Origin of the sequence: Kluyvera sp. CRP (assembly GCF_019930565.1) — a bacterium.
GTDB lineage: Bacteria > Pseudomonadota > Gammaproteobacteria > Enterobacterales > Enterobacteriaceae > Kluyvera > Kluyvera georgiana_A.
In genome coordinates, this window is record NZ_CP082841.1 from 1,007,115 (window position 1) to 1,021,687 (window position 14,573).

22 protein-coding genes are annotated in these 14,573 nt (G+C 56.4%); 4 read left to right on the forward strand and 18 right to left on the reverse strand.

The genetic code is table 11. The features are described 5' to 3' along the window. Positions 1 to 28: 28 nt before the first annotated feature. Entirely contained in the window at positions 29 to 607 is a 579-nt protein-coding gene (locus tag K7B04_RS04600; protein ID WP_223803563.1) for a recombinase family protein, read from the reverse strand. A gap of 26 nt (positions 608 to 633) precedes the next feature. Here K7B04_RS04600 and K7B04_RS04605 point away from each other — a divergent pair, with 26 nt between their 5' ends. Further along, on the forward strand, positions 634 to 1,071 hold the full coding sequence (locus K7B04_RS04605) for a hypothetical protein (RefSeq protein WP_223803564.1): 438 nt from the start codon (positions 634 to 636) through the stop codon (positions 1,069 to 1,071). 1 nt (position 1,072) lies between these two features. Beyond that, on the forward strand, positions 1,073 to 1,504 hold the full coding sequence (locus K7B04_RS04610) for a tail fiber assembly protein (protein WP_223803565.1): 432 nt from the start codon (positions 1,073 to 1,075) through the stop codon (positions 1,502 to 1,504). Here K7B04_RS04610 and K7B04_RS04615 read toward each other — a convergent pair. The 17 genes from K7B04_RS04615 to K7B04_RS04695 form a co-directional block, all read right to left on the reverse strand. Next, a complete protein-coding gene (locus K7B04_RS04615; RefSeq protein ID WP_223803566.1) occupies positions 1,476 to 2,075 on the reverse strand; it encodes a tail fiber assembly protein in 600 nt (199 codons plus the stop codon). The genes K7B04_RS04610 and K7B04_RS04615 overlap by 29 nt on opposite strands. After that, positions 2,075 to 3,226 (reverse strand): phage tail protein, encoded by a 1,152-nt coding sequence (locus tag K7B04_RS04620; RefSeq protein WP_223803567.1) that lies wholly within the window; start codon positions 3,224 to 3,226, stop codon positions 2,075 to 2,077. Before K7B04_RS04620 ends, K7B04_RS04615 begins: the two co-directional genes overlap by 1 nt. Then, positions 3,223 to 3,834, reverse strand: a complete 612-nt coding sequence (locus tag K7B04_RS04625) for a phage tail protein I (protein ID WP_223803568.1) — start codon at positions 3,832 to 3,834, stop codon at positions 3,223 to 3,225. Before K7B04_RS04625 ends, K7B04_RS04620 begins: the two co-directional genes overlap by 4 nt. Continuing rightward, complete coding sequence (locus K7B04_RS04630) at positions 3,827 to 4,735, reverse strand: baseplate assembly protein (protein ID WP_223803187.1); 909 nt, start codon at positions 4,733 to 4,735, stop codon at positions 3,827 to 3,829. Before K7B04_RS04630 ends, K7B04_RS04625 begins: the two co-directional genes overlap by 8 nt. Positions 4,736 to 4,739: 4 nt before the next feature. Beyond that, positions 4,740 to 5,087 (reverse strand): GPW/gp25 family protein, encoded by a 348-nt coding sequence (locus tag K7B04_RS04635; protein ID WP_223803569.1) that lies wholly within the window; start codon positions 5,085 to 5,087, stop codon positions 4,740 to 4,742. Further along, a complete protein-coding gene (locus tag K7B04_RS04640; RefSeq protein WP_223803570.1) occupies positions 5,084 to 5,719 on the reverse strand; it encodes a phage baseplate assembly protein V in 636 nt (211 codons plus the stop codon). The genes K7B04_RS04635 and K7B04_RS04640 overlap by 4 nt, the downstream gene beginning before the upstream one ends. Positions 5,720 to 5,787: 68 nt before the next feature. Next, complete coding sequence (locus K7B04_RS04645) at positions 5,788 to 6,237, reverse strand: phage virion morphogenesis protein (RefSeq protein WP_223803571.1); 450 nt, start codon at positions 6,235 to 6,237, stop codon at positions 5,788 to 5,790. Then, entirely contained in the window at positions 6,234 to 6,650 is a 417-nt protein-coding gene (locus K7B04_RS04650) for a phage tail protein (RefSeq protein ID WP_110140869.1), read from the reverse strand. The genes K7B04_RS04645 and K7B04_RS04650 overlap by 4 nt, the downstream gene beginning before the upstream one ends. Then, positions 6,613 to 6,858 carry an Rz1-like lysis system protein LysC gene (gene lysC, locus K7B04_RS04655; RefSeq protein WP_249221869.1) on the reverse strand — a complete coding sequence of 82 codons (246 nt, stop codon included), beginning with the start codon at positions 6,856 to 6,858 and terminating at the stop codon, positions 6,613 to 6,615. The genes K7B04_RS04650 and lysC overlap by 38 nt, the downstream gene beginning before the upstream one ends. Beyond that, positions 6,758 to 7,171, reverse strand: coding sequence for an Rz-like lysis system protein LysB (gene lysB, locus K7B04_RS04660; protein ID WP_223803572.1), 414 nt, complete (start codon positions 7,169 to 7,171; stop codon positions 6,758 to 6,760). The genes lysC and lysB overlap by 101 nt, the downstream gene beginning before the upstream one ends. Continuing rightward, the gene (locus K7B04_RS04665; protein WP_223803573.1) at positions 7,168 to 7,677 is read right to left on the reverse strand and encodes a lysozyme; all 510 of its coding nucleotides are present in this window, start codon (positions 7,675 to 7,677) and stop codon (positions 7,168 to 7,170) included. The genes lysB and K7B04_RS04665 overlap by 4 nt, the downstream gene beginning before the upstream one ends. After that, complete coding sequence (locus K7B04_RS04670) at positions 7,661 to 7,882, reverse strand: HP1 family phage holin (protein WP_223803180.1); 222 nt, start codon at positions 7,880 to 7,882, stop codon at positions 7,661 to 7,663. Before K7B04_RS04670 ends, K7B04_RS04665 begins: the two co-directional genes overlap by 17 nt. Then, entirely contained in the window at positions 7,873 to 8,076 is a 204-nt protein-coding gene (locus tag K7B04_RS04675; RefSeq protein WP_001100637.1) for a tail protein X, read from the reverse strand. The genes K7B04_RS04670 and K7B04_RS04675 overlap by 10 nt, the downstream gene beginning before the upstream one ends. Continuing rightward, a complete protein-coding gene (locus tag K7B04_RS04680) occupies positions 8,076 to 8,576 on the reverse strand; it encodes a head completion/stabilization protein (protein WP_110140859.1) in 501 nt (166 codons plus the stop codon). Before K7B04_RS04680 ends, K7B04_RS04675 begins: the two co-directional genes overlap by 1 nt. Before the next feature lie 97 nt (positions 8,577 to 8,673). Then, positions 8,674 to 9,435: a terminase endonuclease subunit gene (locus K7B04_RS04685; protein WP_223803574.1), complete on the reverse strand. Its 762-nt coding sequence runs from the start codon at positions 9,433 to 9,435 to the stop codon at positions 8,674 to 8,676. Between the two features lie 3 nt (positions 9,436 to 9,438). Next, positions 9,439 to 10,599, reverse strand: a complete 1,161-nt coding sequence (locus tag K7B04_RS04690; RefSeq protein WP_223803575.1) for a phage major capsid protein, P2 family — start codon at positions 10,597 to 10,599, stop codon at positions 9,439 to 9,441. Between the two features lie 31 nt (positions 10,600 to 10,630). Continuing rightward, positions 10,631 to 11,494 carry a GPO family capsid scaffolding protein gene (locus K7B04_RS04695; RefSeq protein WP_223803576.1) on the reverse strand — a complete coding sequence of 288 codons (864 nt, stop codon included), beginning with the start codon at positions 11,492 to 11,494 and terminating at the stop codon, positions 10,631 to 10,633. 164 nt (positions 11,495 to 11,658) lie between these two features. Here K7B04_RS04695 and K7B04_RS04700 point away from each other — a divergent pair, with 164 nt between their 5' ends. Further along, on the forward strand, positions 11,659 to 13,428 hold the full coding sequence (locus K7B04_RS04700; protein WP_223803577.1) for a terminase ATPase subunit family protein: 1,770 nt from the start codon (positions 11,659 to 11,661) through the stop codon (positions 13,426 to 13,428). After that, positions 13,428 to 14,465 carry a phage portal protein gene (locus K7B04_RS04705; RefSeq protein ID WP_223803578.1) on the forward strand — a complete coding sequence of 346 codons (1,038 nt, stop codon included), beginning with the start codon at positions 13,428 to 13,430 and terminating at the stop codon, positions 14,463 to 14,465. The genes K7B04_RS04700 and K7B04_RS04705 overlap by 1 nt, the downstream gene beginning before the upstream one ends. The last annotated feature ends 108 nt before the right edge of the window (positions 14,466 to 14,573 follow it).

A 14,573-nucleotide genomic window follows, 5' to 3' on the forward strand; every position in this document is an offset into this window, starting at 1 on the left:
CTGGTTTACGCCTGTATGCGGCTATTTGTCAGGGTTCGGCGGTGGATGACACAACGGAATGAGTCGCCGGAAATTTTTTATACAGCGTCGATAGGCCCACATCAAAAATCAGCGCGACACGCTGACGGGATTCACCGGCGGCAATAAGCCGCCCGGCCTGAGCCCACTCGTCAGGGGTCAGCTTTGGCCGACGACCTCCGACTCTTCCCTGTGCGCGAGCTGCATCGAGCCCGGCGCGGGTGCGCTCGACAATCAGCTCGCGTTCCATTTCCGCAAGCGCGCCCATGATGTGGAAGAAAAAGCGCCCCATCGGGGTCGATGTATCGATACTGTCGGTCAGGCTGCGGAAATTGACGCCGCGCTGTCGAAGCTCTTCGGTCATCGAGACAAGATGCCGCATGCTACGACCGAGCCGGTCGAGCTTCCAGACAACCAGCGTATCACCGGCCTGAAGTCGCTTCAGGGCGCGATTGAGCCCCGGCCTGTTGGTCGATTTCCCGCTGATTTTATCCTCGAAAATTTGCTCACATCCCGACCGTTCCAGCGCGTCACGCTGTAGCGCGGTGTTTTGCTCATTTGTTGATACGCGCACATAGCCAACCTGCATCTGTTTTCCCTTATGCAAAAGCCAGAATGATGCCAGCCCGGCGGGAAAACTGCATTTTCTCAAACGTTGGTTTGAAAGAGGCAGCAAAACGAGAGGTGGGAACAGGAACCGGACAGATACCTGATATGTCGTTTTTTACCTATTCAACATCTGGTAATGCAGCTTTTGTCGTAAACCTCCCCGGCGGGATCGTCATTCAAGGTGACAACTTCACTACAGACAGCAATGGCTACCAGTTGATCACTATGGGGCTGGCGCTTTCTGATTATCAGGTGCTGGTATGCGAGGGGCAATCAGGAGGATGGACAGCATCAGGGGGAATTTACTCATTCCTTACTGTATATGGGGCAAACAAAGTGAACCAGTCGCAGTTTGCTGTTCGTTCAGCGGCATGGCGTTCTAGCGATAAAAACTTTATTGCTAGCTCAACAGCAGGAACATGGATAGCTATCGGGAGGGTTTAACATGAAAAATTATTATTACAGCGCTAAACAGAATATTTTCATTGCCAGCGGTAGCCGTTTGTTAAACACGGATGAATTCAATGATGCCATTGCTGTTAGCGATGATGTTTTTAATGAATTTTTCAGGACCATCAATAATGGCAAACGCCGTATTGCCGGGCCTGATGGCCTCCCGGCGTGGGAAGATATTCCACCGCCGACGGCGGCAGAAATCAAAGCTAAGGAAATTGCAGAGGCAGAACAGAAAAAATCTCATCTTCTGGCTGAAGCATCAGAAGTAACGAAAGGATGGCAGACAGATCTCCTGCTTGGCTCAATTAGTGATGAGGGCAAGGCGAAACTAATTGAGTGGAGAACATATATTAAGGAACTGGAGGCGGTAAACACCTCCAGTGCGCCAGAAATCAACTGGCCTGAGCCGCCGGTGGAGTAGGCCATACGGGTTTTGTTGTATCAACTCGCATCAGCAAGACCCGATATTTTATCCATTCAGTCAGCGCAGCGGCTTCTCCTTCCGTCGCGATTCCTGCACTTACTGCATCCTGACGCCATACAATTTCGTCTGTAGCTACTGCACGTAGTTGCGCTTTTTGTGTCTCCGCAGCGGCTACGGCTGCCACCTGTTGAGCATCAGAGTCTGTCACCCACTCGCTACCGTTCCACTTATCGTAAGGCGTGGCGGGTGCTAGCGTAGTCGTATTTTTTGGATAGTCACCCAGCGCAGTAATGGAAACATCCTCTCCTGTTTCAGTGCTATATACCGTTTCACCGCGATGATCAGCCACATATTCCCACGCGGTGAAATCAGGTGTACGACAAATGGAAAAACCTTCTTTGCTTTGTCCTGGCTTGTCAGTGCATGAATTAGCTGGAATGCCAACACCAACTGGCAGATATTCAACAGATGAGGAAATATATTCGCGTGTCCCTCCATCGTAGTTAAACACGGTAATATCACCCGCTACCGTGGCAATAAATTTACTGTTTAATTTTGCGTTTGCCATTATGCAGCCCTCACTATGTAATTAAATGCGATGTTACGAGGTCTATTATCGGTTGATGGTGAGTTGCTTTTTATTGATGAGGTAGACGTAAAATTGCCGCCTTGCCCATAACCAATGACAATCCCTAATGAGATGTCAACATCCTCCAGAATCCCGTTACCCATACTTTCTTTCGTTGTGTTGTGAATGTTTTTAGATATACCTAAATGTTTAACGGCGTTATTCGTTTCATCCGATGACGCCCACATTCTACCTAACGAGTGCGTATGCCCTGCTACTAATGATTCCTGATAAGCCAGTAAATTCCGACCGCCATCTACACCGCGCCCATCATCCCAGCCGCGAATAAACTCACCACGTAAATCTATAATTACTCCGTCGGGATACACTTTCCCCAGCAGTGGATAAATATCGGGATCAAAAGGCGCGCCGTTGTGTTTCAGAAAAACCATGTTTGCCATATGAGGGAAAATTTCTGATGGCATGATTTCGGAAGGCCAAGGGATAGGAGTTCCTATCATTGGGGCACCTTCGCTTAAACCAAGGTTTTCGAGAACTTTGTCAATCAGCCCGGCGTCGGCCATTTCTTTGAGGGCGTTCTCGATAAGCGGGTATTGTTTATGAGGGTTAGCCTTTGCTTCATGGTCTTTGATGAGCTTATCGGCGTAACTCTTCACCTCGATGACCGCATCATCGACGTATTTGCGGGTCGCCAGCACGACTGACGGGTCAATTTTTAAGGTGATCGCCGACGTGCTCGAGACAACCAGAATCATGCGAATGGTCTGCGTTCGACCGCTACCCTCGGCCAGTAACGGCTTATAGGTTTCCGGGCAGTTGGCGACAGCAATCAAAACGCCATCGTCATCATAAAGACCGATTTCGCGAATGAAGAAACCGCCCTCATTCTCCGGGATGATTTGCTCGGCAATAATCTGACCGGCGTCGTTAGCATCCACGCCCAGCGAATTAATTGGCGCGATGCGGGTCTGGTTAACGAGTTTTGTCTGAGCCGGGTCAGGTGTCGGCAAGGTGCCGCCCCCGTCACCGACGGCCATTTGTGTGATATTCAGTTTTGTACCGAGCGCGGTCGCGTTTGCCAGTCGCGCCGCGCCCTGATTGGTCAGGATGGCAAAATATTTCGTCGTCATGCGCTTACTCGCAGGTTATCAATCAGATGAATGGCCGAAGCCGGATAAAAATCACCACCGACGACAATTTCCTCGGCGGCGTAGGGATAAATGGTTAACAGGTCGCCGTCGTAGCAGCTTGCGCCCACATAAGCGCGCCCGGTGGTGCTCAGGCTGATGGCGAGCCCGGTCAGGTGTCGGCTTGCCGGTTTTGCCCCTTCAATCAGGCGCTCGAGCTCGAGATACATTTCATCGGTGATGCCGGTCTCGAGTACGCCCACAACCAGCCGGAAAGTACCCGGCTCTTCGTCGAGCTCCCACCACTCTTTAACCTCAATCAGATAGCCCAACGGCTCCACCACGCGCCGTAATGCGGCGATGGTGCCTTTGTGGGCGTGAACGTAAAACGCCGAGGCGATGACGCTGCGTTTTGTCGCTTCCGGCCAGCTCTCATCCCACCGGTCAACCGAAAACGCCCACGCCAGATACGGCAGCAGCCGCACCGGGCAGGTGCGCCAGTTCCACAACGTGCGAAGCGGTACCGGCACACGCTCGATATCTGCGGCCGCGCGAGCGGCGGCAACCTCCAGCACCGACGAGCCAACGGGCAACAGCCGGTTATCACTCATCGGCACCCCCGTCAGCGATGCTGTATTCGGTGCAACAGGATGCCTGGTATTTACTGAGCACAATGTCAGCCAGCGGCGCGGCCAGCTCGACACGCTGCACACCCTCGACGTGCAGGGCGGCATAAATCGCCGACTGGCGAATGTCGCGCCCTAGTCGCTGTTGTGCGGTGATATACGCCTTGAGTTTTTCTTCAGCGGCCTGACGGATGGGCTCGGCTTCTGGCCCCGGATAAAAATAAAGAGTTGCGTCAATCTGGTACGGCACGATTTCAGCACTCTGCACCGTTACCCGGTCGCCAACGGGGCGCACCTCTTCAGCGTTCAGCGCTTTTTCCACGACGGCCAGCAGATCATCGGATGCGGTGCCGTCATCCTCGCGTGAAAGTACGGTGATGGTCACACAGGCCGGTGACGGGCTGACTACCGAGATATCAGCGACACGCCCGTCAGCGCTGCGGCCATGATATTCATACGCACCGACAGGCCCGGCCACGCTGAGCCCCTCATACGCCTGTTGCGCGCGTAGCCGCAAATCAGCGTCTGATTCCATGACCGCCGGTGTCGGCGGGATAGTGCTGTCATCGGCAGGTGTCACGGTCTGACGCTCGGTATTGTTGTTCCCGGCCATCACGTCGAGGTCGTTATTATTCGCATAGGCCAGCGTGCAGGCTTTCCCGGCATCGTTCACACGCTGACGCCAGATGACTTCGCGATAGGCGTTTTCCTCCAGATATTTCACCAGCGGCTCAGACTCGAGGGCGAGAGTGCGCGCAACAGCTTCCTGTTGCTCTTCAGGATAAAGCGAGACCAGCGTCGCTTTGCGTTCCGCGAGAATGGTTTCAAAATCCAGCGTTTCCACGAAGTCGGGCGCGGGGAGCTGGCTCAGGTCAATAGTTGCCATAGATTCAACTCACAGGGATGGTTAAAGAAAGTGGTTTGCCGGTGGCTTTTACTTCGCCGGTCAGGTCAACAACCATCCGGCCATCAAACTGGCGCTCAACCGTCAGCGCGCTGATGCTGATGCGCGGTTCCCACTTCAGCAGCGCCATATAACAGGCACACATAATTTGCAGCTTCAGCGCGTCGGTCTGCGGCTGGTCAATCAGGGAGAACAGCAGCGACCCATAATCGCGGCGCATCACTCGCGAGCCGACCGGCGTACGCAGAATGTCGCCACAGCTCTGACTGATATGCTCAACGTCAGTAATAGCGCGCCCGGTCTCGCGGCTCATGCCGATGTAACGTGTTGTCATAGTGGTGCCCCTGTTTCACCGCCGCTGTCGCCGGGGTGTTTATGCAGATGAAGCACTTTTCCGTTTGAAGAAAGCGAACCGCCGGTATGGGTGATATCACCTTTCATCGTCCCGCCTTTCGTGACCTCGAGTGACCCGGTCGTCAGTTTGTTGGTGCAGACCACTTCCGGTGTGTCGAGGGTGATGCGGGTCTCGGCTTTCACCGTCACCACCGGCACCGTCACGGCGATAGAATCCGAGGCCGTCACGTCTGCGGTTTTTATGCCGCTTACGGTCAGCGCGCCGGTCTCCGGCTCGTACTCGATAACCGCCCCGTCAGGAAAGGTGATGTGAAATGCATCAGCCGACGCCGACGGCGCGGGATGGTCATCAGAGAAAATACCCGGCAGCACAAAGGCGGTGTCGAGCTCGCCACCCACGGCCAGCAGTAAAACCTGCTCGCCCACAGAGGGAGCCCACCACGTGCGAGAGCGACCGGCGCGCGTCGTCAGCCACTGAAGCCAGTCGGTAACGATGCCGCCAGTCTGGACGCGACAGCGCCCGTCATCGAGGTCGACTTCGACAATGACGCCGGTGCGGATCAAATTGCGTAGGAGGCGTAAAGCGTCCTGAAGAGTTGCGCGAGTATTCATACAAGGAAGGATGCCGCCCGGTGCTCTGAGCGGCAATTGATGCGGGTTTTACTGTCGATAGCACAACGTTAAACGGACAATTTAGCGAGAATAATTTCTTCCACGGTTTGCCGGTCTTCAGCGTTAAACCCGATGAGCGGTCGGGCGGCGTACTGCACCGGCGCGCTGTTTCGCCCTGGCTTATCCTTCAGGCCGTACTGATGCACATGCACCATCCTTTGCACCTTGCCGGTAAATTCCACGACAGCAGAGTCATTTCCCGCCGTGGCTTTCATAAAGCGACTGGTGCGGAGCTTCGCGAACATTTCCCGCTTAACCCGGCCTTTCTTCGCTTTCACCGGCTGGCGTTTTCGTGCGGCGTATGGGGTGCCGTCGGGCGCTTTCTGCGTTTTAATCCGGCGCTGTTGTCGGGTTCTCAGGGTCTTCGCGATATCTGCGGCCATCTTGCGCCGGGCGGTCGGTGACAGCGCCGCTATCAGCCCGGCGAGCTTATCGTCGAACGGTTTAAAGTCATTCATACGAGCGGCTCAGGTGGCTGAGGTTCCGGCACGGTCTCAATATGTAGCTTATTCCCGTCTTCCCTGACGATGGTGCGCTCGGTCAGCATCAGGCTGATACTGATATCGGCGCTGTCGTTGTCGTTGATATCGGCGAAATAGGTGAAGCCTTTTTTACGCCCCTCATCGGTCGTCATGATGTCGGCCTGATGGATGCGCAGCCATGCCTGAATCGGTACGAGCAGCAGCTCGATATCGCCGGTGAAGTCGGTCACCACCACATTGAGCGTGTACTGATTCTCGAAAGACAGCGACGCCGCCAGCGTGGAGGCGAGTTTCCCGTTATCGATAAAGATGCGCATCATTTCGGGGTTACGCGCCAAATCAGGCACGGCGTCAGTTAAGGCTTTTCGCAGACTCTTTGGCTTGTACATCGATTTTGTCCTGGCAATTTTTTATCGTTCTGACCTGAAGCGCGCAGCGCTCGAGGGCGCTTTCGAGCTGGCGTATATCCGCACTCAGATCGCCATTGGTGGTCGGGTCACTTCCCGGCATCGGGCAAAGGCTGACCCTCGGGCAAGCGTTGTAAACAATCACCGGCGTCGGCACAGGCGGCGCGCTGGTGCAACCGGCGCACAGCATCAGGCAAATCAGCGCTGTACCAGCGGCGAAGCTGTTCATTCTCATTGAGTAACCTCGTTATAGTCTGTTCCCGGCGTTGCGCCCGAGCCCCGGCATCGATGAGCTCACCACGCAGTAAGACCTGAGCGGTTTCGTTTTCACCACTGATGCGGTGGGCGGTTTTGAGCTGGCTTTTCAGCATGCTGATAACCGTTTTTTGCTCACCCGCGACTTTATTCGCCCGTTCAAAAGAGCGGCTCAGGTTGGTGTTTTCGTGACGCAACCACAGCAGCCCGGCCACGGCCAGCATTAACAACACAATCAGCGTTTTCATTGCGCCCCCTTCAGGCAGTTTGCGCGCTCGCGCAAGCGGCGATTTTCGAGCCCGGTATTACGGACGCCATTCACAAACACCCAGCGAGTAAGCTGGTCACAGGCTTGCCACCATTGCCGGTGCTTCAGGTGATAAACCAGCGTTGAGCGACAGGCCGCGCCGGTGCCGACGTTAAAGGCGAAGCTGACCAGCGTGTCATAGACCGCCTGTGGCATTTCTACCGGCACACAGACCGCGAGACGTTTCTCGACGTTCAACACGTCGGCGACCAGATTCACGGCGGCTTCTTTCTCGGTGATATCCCGTTTCGGTACCACCCCGGCAGTGTGGCCGATGCCTGACGTCCACACACCCGCGCTGCACTGGTAAGGGCGCAACCGGCAACCCTCGAGGTCGGCAATCAGCGCGAGCCCCTCCGGCGAGGTGTGAAGCAAACGAAAATCAGGCACCAGTGCCGCCAGCGCCAGCACGACGGCCACACTGCAACGTTTAACGATTGAGGCCACGAATCACCCCCTTATCGATACCCATTGAAACGAGATAGTTATACGTCTTGCGGCGATACCAGAAATTCACCAGCGCGGTGAAGATGGCACAGCCACCGCCGATAACAATCGCCAGCTTTTCGGGCGTCTGCGTACCGAAATACGCCAGCGCCACTGACAGCCAGTAGGTCAGAAAGGTCGTGATTTTTTCCATCGTCAGTCCCATAGGTTCACGGTCTCCGATACCGGCGCGGCGTCGACTTCAGGCAGACTGACCGCCGTGCCGTGCGGCAGGACGACGCCCAGCTCGGCGAGACCCGGATTAGCCAAAAGCACCGCCTCGACCACGCCCTCAGTACGCCCGTAATGGCGCTGACATAACGTGTCGAGCGTGTCGCCCTGATGCGCGATGACGTTCATCAGATTTGCCCCACGATGCAGCGCGCTTTGTCCTGGATACGGGCAACCGACCAGCGCATGTCTCGCCACATTTCGTCGATGGTTTCCTCGATGCTGTCGGCCTTTTTGTCACCTTTGGCGCTGGCATCGACGCCGCGATATTTCTCGTACAGTGTCGCGGTTGTCATCGAACAAACGGCGTTGAAGTAGTGGAAGACCCGGACGCTTTCGCCGTCGATTTCATCCGTCGGCACATCCTCGAGCCGCGCATATCCGGCGGCGAGCTGAAGGTCGCGCCAGTCGGTCAGCTCGGCGTTGGTCTCGGCCATCGCGGTTTTAATTGCCCGGCGCAGACGCACCGGCGTCACGGTCTGCTCGAGGCGCATTTCATCTCGCATGCGCTTCGGATCAACATCAGGGAAAAAGCCGGTATTTTTAATCACCGGTTCCTCGACCGGCTCAGGTGGGATGACCATCTGGTCGCGCGGTTGCGTCGGGTTGTTCATCACAATCATGGTCATGAGTACCTCAGTAAATAGGTGGGCGGTGGTCGCCGGTCGCAGTTGCGGTAAATTACCGACATTGACCAGCGAGCCGCCCGGCGCGGGGCGCGTTCGGTTAACCGGTGACTTTCTTCGGGCGTCCTCGCCCTCGTTTCACCGGTGAATCTGGTTTTTTAGCGGGTGCCTTTTTCGCGGCGGTTTTCTTTTCCGCTTTTTTGGTGGTGACCGGCTTCGGGAATACCTCGCGGGTGAGCGTCTCAATGTCCTTGCGAACACCGGCGTTAGTGTCGAGCTGTAAGGCGCGTTTCAGATGTCCTAGCGCCTCAGGAAGCTGACCGGCATCACGCAGCGCCAGCCCGGTAACCTTATGCAGTCGGGCGCGGACTTCGTCGGGCATGTCGGCGGCTTCAGTCAGGCCGATGACCTCGAGCAACTGAGCAGCGTCGACGGGCTCACCGGCGATACGGGCGCGAGTTGCCGCGAGCGCGACCTCTTCGGCCAGCATGTAAGGCGCGGGGCGGGAATGGTTTTCCGGCATCGAGAGACTGAAGCGCAGCGCATAGCGCGCAATCTCAATCGCGCCGGTGATATCCCCCGCATCAAGACGCCAGAGCATCACCGTCATCAGAATGTCATCCTGTGCGCCGGTGCCGCTTTCCAGTACGCCAGCGACCCACGGAAGGTACAGCGGGAGTAATTCGCGTTTTTTATCCGCTTTGCGTTCTTTCGAGCGGATTTCTGAAAGCGTCCGGCGGTCTGCGGCCAGCTTAACGAGCATTTGCTCGTAAGCTGAGGCATGACGCAGCGGGGCGTTTTCCCGCTGCGATGCCCTGATAGCCGAGACCCGCATCGCGTGACGCTGTGCGGGGGTTGCCATCGGTTAAGCCTCCGTGCCGTCAGGGGTGTCAGCGTCAGCCGGTGCGGTACCGGTCAGGGACTGCATCGCCTTGACCATTGCCGCCGCGAAGATTTCCGCGCTGGCCGCTTCCGGGGTGTCGGTTTCTTCCGGCTCGAGGATCTCGATATTTTCAATCAGACACCCGGCCTCGTAGTCCTCGATGACGAAATCGACTTTGACCTGTTCGTAGTTTTCCACCTGGTCGAGTTTCGGGTTCTCGACGATGTGGCGGCGGTGGCCGTCCTCGTACAGATAAATCGAAATGTTATCCAGCGTGGTGATGAAAATGCTGTTCGCCGGGAAGAACGGCGCGCGCACCGCCTGAAGCTGACCGATGGTCTTCTGGCTGATAATCAGCTCACCGGCGAGCTGTTCGCTGTTCGCCTGGAATTTATTAATCATCGGGAAGTATTTGTCGGTCAGGATGCGGCGACCACAGATGACAACCATTTCCGGGTTTTCGCGGTGGATCTCCGCGACCAGCGATTCAAACGCATCCATCACCAGCGCGTCGAGGTTGGCGTAATGACCGCCTTTGCCCACCTTGATGGTGTTCGAAATCACGGTACCGTCATCGTCGGTGATGCTGGACATCACACGCTCCGGCGCGTCTTCGCGGTATTTCTGCAACCAGCCGACGGCCACGTCCTGAAGTAACGGATTTTTGGTACGGTCGGAGGTCGCCGCGCGGCTCACGCCGTTAAAGCCGATGGTGATGTAATCCAGTGCCTGACGCTTGATGATGGCGTTGCGAATGCGGATCTGGAAATCCTGAAAACGCGCCCACAGGTCGAGTTTGTTGTACTTCAGGTGATAGTCGAAGTTCACCGGGTGGCAGAAATAACGGTACGCATCCATTTTCGAGAAATCAGCGGTTTTACGCTCGACGCCGCCGTCAGTGTCGGCGGTACTGGCAATGGAGCCGGTCACATCGATGCCGACTTTCTCTTCGGTCAGCTCGGAGACGGTCACCATGTTGATGAGCTTCAGGAAGCTGGACGACTGCTGGATTTTGTCAAACAGGGTCTGAGTGACCGACGGCTCAACGGTGAATTTCTTGTCGAGGTCGCTGGTCTCGATGCCGTTCAGCTCGGCGATACGGCTCAGGTACTGATTGAATTTAAAACGGGTCTCTTTACGCATGGGTTTCTTATTCCTTCGGGTTTATCAGGGGTTAGCAGTCGGTCAGCGTGGAGCCAGCCGCATCACCGTCGCCACCGGCGCTTAATTTGCGGCGCGGCTGCGATTTGTCTTCGGTGTTGTCCAGCGTGATTTTGATGGTGCTGAATTGCTGCGAGGTGGCTGCGGCCTGTTCGGTCAGCGCCTTTTTGACGTCGGCGAGCTCGGTTTCAAGCTGGCTGAAACGTACCTCGGCGCTTTCGCCGCCGGTCTGCACCTGCTCGGCGATGGCGGTCACGGCTTCGTGCACATCACCGAATCGCGCGTCGTCGCTGGCCTGTTTACGGCTGAAGATGCTTTTCACCGTGTCGCTCAGACGGGTGATGATGGGCTCGCGCTGGTCTTCAAATTCCAGCTCGGCGAGCGTTGCCACAGAGAAGAAATTCTCAGGGCTGGCTTTAAAGCGGTTGAGGGGGTTGTGTTTCGCGGTGCGGCAAAACTCGAGATATTCAGTACCGAGGCTTGCCGGGTCGTCAGTGACGGCCAGACCAACCAGATAGCATTTGCCGCTGTTGGCAAAGTTCGGTTGAATTTCCATTGAGGTATAGACTTTCTGTCCCGCCTTATTCATCGCGACGAGGTCATCAGTCGGTGTGATTTTGGCGAACAATGCCAGCTTGCCGTTGAGCGCTGAATCATCGTCAATCACTTCAGCTTTCAGCTCAGCCACATCGCCATAACGTTTAAATACGCTGTCAGGCAACAGGCCGCGCAGGTGCTCGAGGTTAATACGGCAACCGTAGACGCGCGGGTCATACGAATCAGCCATTTCCTGAATATCGGTCGCACTGATAACGCGACCGTCGCAGGTGTCACCCTCGACGCCGATGCGAAACCATTTCGAAACTTTTTTAGCCATGTGTCAGGTGTCCTGAGTTGGGTTATCGGGTCGGATGTAGTTTCCCGACTCAGCCCCTCGCCAGCCACCTGTTGCGGAAGTGCAACCCCTGACACAACAGGGGTTTAGCGATTCATCCCCCCTGAATCTTTAGCCTTGCCGTGTACTCATCACGGCGAGGTTTTATGACCACTACAACCGACACAACATTACTCAGCGACCCGAGACGACAGGCCGCGCTTTTGTTCTGGCAAGGGTTCTCCGTGCCGCAAATCGCGGAGCAATTGCAGGTTAAGCGCCCCACGGTGCAGAGCTGGAAGCAGCGCGATAAATGGGAAGAAACCGCCCCACTAAACCGGGTCGAGTTCACGCTCGAGGCACGACTGATTCAGCTCTACGCAAAGCCCGACCTGACGCCGCACGACTTCAAAGTCGCGGATTTTCTGGCGCGCCAGATGGAGCGCCTCGCAAGGGTTAACCGCTACGGCCAGACCGGCAACGAGGCCGATTTAAACCCGAAGGTGGCCAACCGCAACAAGGGGGAAAAGAAGAAGCCGAAAAAGAATTTTTTCAGCGAAGAGGCTATCGAGAAACTCGAAGAGATTTTTCTCGAGCAGTCTTTCGACTATCAGCTCGAGTGGTGGCGCGCTGGACTGGCGCACCGAATCCGGCACATCCTCAAATCACGCCAGATTGGCGCGACGTTCTACTTTGCGCGTGAGGCGTTACTACAGGCGCTGAAGACCGGCCACAACCAGATATTTTTGTCAGCCAGCAAGACGCAAGCCTATGTATTCCGTAAATACATTATCGCTTTTGCCCGACAGGTTGGCGTCGAGCTCACCGGTGACCCGATTGTACTCGGCAACAATGGCGCGGAGCTGATGTTTCTCGGCACCAACGCCAACACCGCGCAAAGCCACAACGGCGACCTGTATGTCGATGAAATTTTCTGGATCCCCAACTTCCAGAAGCTGAAGCGCGTCGCCGGTGGTATGTCGTCACAGGAGCATTTACGCACGACCTACTTTTCGACCCCGTCGTCGCTGGCACACGGTGCCTATCCGTTCTGGTCGGGCGAACAGTTCAACCGTGGGCGCTCGGACAAGAGCGAGCGGGTCGATATCGATATCAGTCACGCCGCACTCGCGAAGGGTGTCGCTTGCCCTGACGGCCAGTGGCGGCAGATTGTCACCATCGAGGACGCACTCGCCAAAGGGTGCACCCTGTTTAACATCGATACGCTGAAGCGTGAGAACAGCGTCGACGAGTTCCGCAACCTGTTTATGTGCGAGTTCGTCGACGATAAAGCGTCGGTCTTCCCGTTCGAAGAGCTTCAGCGCTGCATGGTCGACAGCCTCGAAAAATGGAGCGATTACGCGCCATTTGCCGACCGGCCATTCGGTCACCGCCCGGTGTGGATTGGCTACGACCCGTCATTACGGGGCGACAGCGCCGGGTGCGTCGTCATCGCGCCGCCGGTTGTCGCCGGGGGTAAATTCCGCATCCTCGAACGTCACCAGTGGAAAGGCATGGATTTTGCCCAACAGGCCGAATCCATTCGCGAGCTCACGCAGAAATACACCGTCGAATACATCGGCATCGATGCGACCGGGCTCGGTCAGGGCGTCTTCCAGTTGGTGCGCTCGTTCTACCCGGCAGCGCGGGAAATTCGCTACACGCCGGAAATGAAAACCGCGATGGTGCTGAAAGCTAAAGACACCATTCGCCGCGGGTGCCTCGAGTACGACGTCAGTGCGACCGACATCACGCAGTCGTTTATGTCGATTCGTAAAACCATGACCAGCAGTGGCCGCAGCTCGACCTACGAGGCCAGCCGCACCGAGGAAGCCAGTCACGCCGATCTCGCGTGGGCAACCATGCACGTATTAATCAATGAGCCGCTGACCGCCGCGACCGGCGAACAGTCATCCAGCATTATGGAGTGGAATTAATGAGCAAAAAACGCAACAAGCGCCAGCAGCAGCCGCGCACCGAAAACCACACCGCCGCACCGGCACTGAGCATGGAAGCGTTCACTTTCGGCGAGCCGACGCCGGTACTCGATCGCCGGGATATCCTCGATTATGTGGAGTGTATCGACAACGGCCAGTGGTACGAGCCGCCGGTGAGCTTCTCCGGGCTGGCGAAGAGCATGCGCGCCGCCGTTCACCACAGCTCGCCGATTTACGTCAAGCGTAACATTCTGGTGTCGACCTACATCCCGCACCCGCTGTTATCGCGTCAGGATTTCAGCCGGTACGCGCTCGATTATCTGGTCTTTGGTAACGCCTTTCTCGAAGAGCGTACCGGCATGACCGGCAAGCCGTTAAAGCTGGAAACCTCACCGGCGAAATACACCCGCCGTGGCATTGAGGATGATGTGTACTGGTACATTCAGAGCTACACGCAGCCGCACAAGTTCAGGGCCGGTTCCGTCTTCCACCTGCTCGAGCCTGATATTAATCAGGAGCTGTACGGGATGCCGGAATACCTGAGCGCGCTTAATTCAGCCTGGCTGAATGAGTCGGCGACGCTTTTTCGCCGCAAGTATTATCAGAACGGCGCCCACGCCGGGTACATCATGTATGTGACCGATGCCGCACAGAGCAGCACCGACGTCGAGGCGCTGCGAAAGGCGATGCGCGACTCGAAAGGGCTCGGCAATTTTAAAAACCTGTTTTTCTACGCACCGCACGGTAAACCGGATGGGATTAAAATTGTGCCGCTGAGCGAAGTCGCGACAAAGGATGACTTTTTTAATATCAAGAAAGTCAGCGCCGCTGACCTGCTCGACGCGCACCGCATACCGTTCCAGTTGATGGGCGGCAAGCCGGAGAACGTCGGCTCAGTGGGCGACGTTGAGAAGGTGGCAAAGGTCTTTGTGCGTAACGAGCTGACCCCGCTTCAGGCGCGCTTCATGGAGCTGAACGAGTGGGCGGGTGAAGAGATTATCCGCTTCGAAAAATACACACTCGGCGACGACGAATAACCCCACCCATAGCCGCCCGTCGTGGCGGCTTTACCCCCACCGCACACAACGCCCTCAGCGCCACGACACGCCGTCGTCACACCTCAACACCTTACGACTCACCCACGA

Excerpts from the sequence above, each read along its gene's own strand:
- K7B04_RS04680 (WP_110140859.1), bottom strand. The coding sequence starts at position 8,576 with ATGACCATGATTGTGATGAACAACCCGACGCAACCGCGCGACCAGATG.
- K7B04_RS04650 (WP_110140869.1), bottom strand. The coding sequence starts at position 6,650 with ATGTACAAGCCAAAGAGTCTGCGAAAAGCCTTAACTGACGCCGTGCCT.
- K7B04_RS04695 (WP_223803576.1), bottom strand. The coding sequence starts at position 11,494 with ATGGCTAAAAAAGTTTCGAAATGGTTTCGCATCGGCGTCGAGGGTGAC.
- lysC (WP_249221869.1), bottom strand. The coding sequence starts at position 6,858 with ATGCTGTGCGCCGGTTGCACCAGCGCGCCGCCTGTGCCGACGCCGGTG.
- K7B04_RS04705 (WP_223803578.1), top strand. The coding sequence starts at position 13,428 with ATGAGCAAAAAACGCAACAAGCGCCAGCAGCAGCCGCGCACCGAAAAC.
- K7B04_RS04615 (WP_223803566.1), bottom strand. The coding sequence starts at position 2,075 with ATGGCAAACGCAAAATTAAACAGTAAATTTATTGCCACGGTAGCGGGT.
- K7B04_RS04635 (WP_223803569.1), bottom strand. The coding sequence starts at position 5,087 with ATGACAACACGTTACATCGGCATGAGCCGCGAGACCGGGCGCGCTATT.
- K7B04_RS04685 (WP_223803574.1), bottom strand. The coding sequence starts at position 9,435 with ATGGCAACCCCCGCACAGCGTCACGCGATGCGGGTCTCGGCTATCAGG.
- K7B04_RS04675 (WP_001100637.1), bottom strand. The coding sequence starts at position 8,076 with ATGAACGTCATCGCGCATCAGGGCGACACGCTCGACACGTTATGTCAG.
- K7B04_RS04700 (WP_223803577.1), top strand. The coding sequence starts at position 11,659 with ATGACCACTACAACCGACACAACATTACTCAGCGACCCGAGACGACAG.
- K7B04_RS04645 (WP_223803571.1), bottom strand. The coding sequence starts at position 6,237 with ATGAATGACTTTAAACCGTTCGACGATAAGCTCGCCGGGCTGATAGCG.
- K7B04_RS04670 (WP_223803180.1), bottom strand. The coding sequence starts at position 7,882 with ATGGGACTGACGATGGAAAAAATCACGACCTTTCTGACCTACTGGCTG.
- K7B04_RS04630 (WP_223803187.1), bottom strand. The coding sequence starts at position 4,735 with ATGGCAACTATTGACCTGAGCCAGCTCCCCGCGCCCGACTTCGTGGAA.
- K7B04_RS04605 (WP_223803564.1), top strand. The coding sequence starts at position 634 with ATGATGCCAGCCCGGCGGGAAAACTGCATTTTCTCAAACGTTGGTTTG.
- K7B04_RS04610 (WP_223803565.1), top strand. The coding sequence starts at position 1,073 with ATGAAAAATTATTATTACAGCGCTAAACAGAATATTTTCATTGCCAGC.
- K7B04_RS04620 (WP_223803567.1), bottom strand. The coding sequence starts at position 3,226 with ATGACGACGAAATATTTTGCCATCCTGACCAATCAGGGCGCGGCGCGA.
- lysB (WP_223803572.1), bottom strand. The coding sequence starts at position 7,171 with ATGAAAACGCTGATTGTGTTGTTAATGCTGGCCGTGGCCGGGCTGCTG.
- K7B04_RS04690 (WP_223803575.1), bottom strand. The coding sequence starts at position 10,599 with ATGCGTAAAGAGACCCGTTTTAAATTCAATCAGTACCTGAGCCGTATC.
- K7B04_RS04600 (WP_223803563.1), bottom strand. The coding sequence starts at position 607 with ATGCAGGTTGGCTATGTGCGCGTATCAACAAATGAGCAAAACACCGCG.
- K7B04_RS04640 (WP_223803570.1), bottom strand. The coding sequence starts at position 5,719 with ATGAATACTCGCGCAACTCTTCAGGACGCTTTACGCCTCCTACGCAAT.
- K7B04_RS04625 (WP_223803568.1), bottom strand. The coding sequence starts at position 3,834 with ATGAGTGATAACCGGCTGTTGCCCGTTGGCTCGTCGGTGCTGGAGGTT.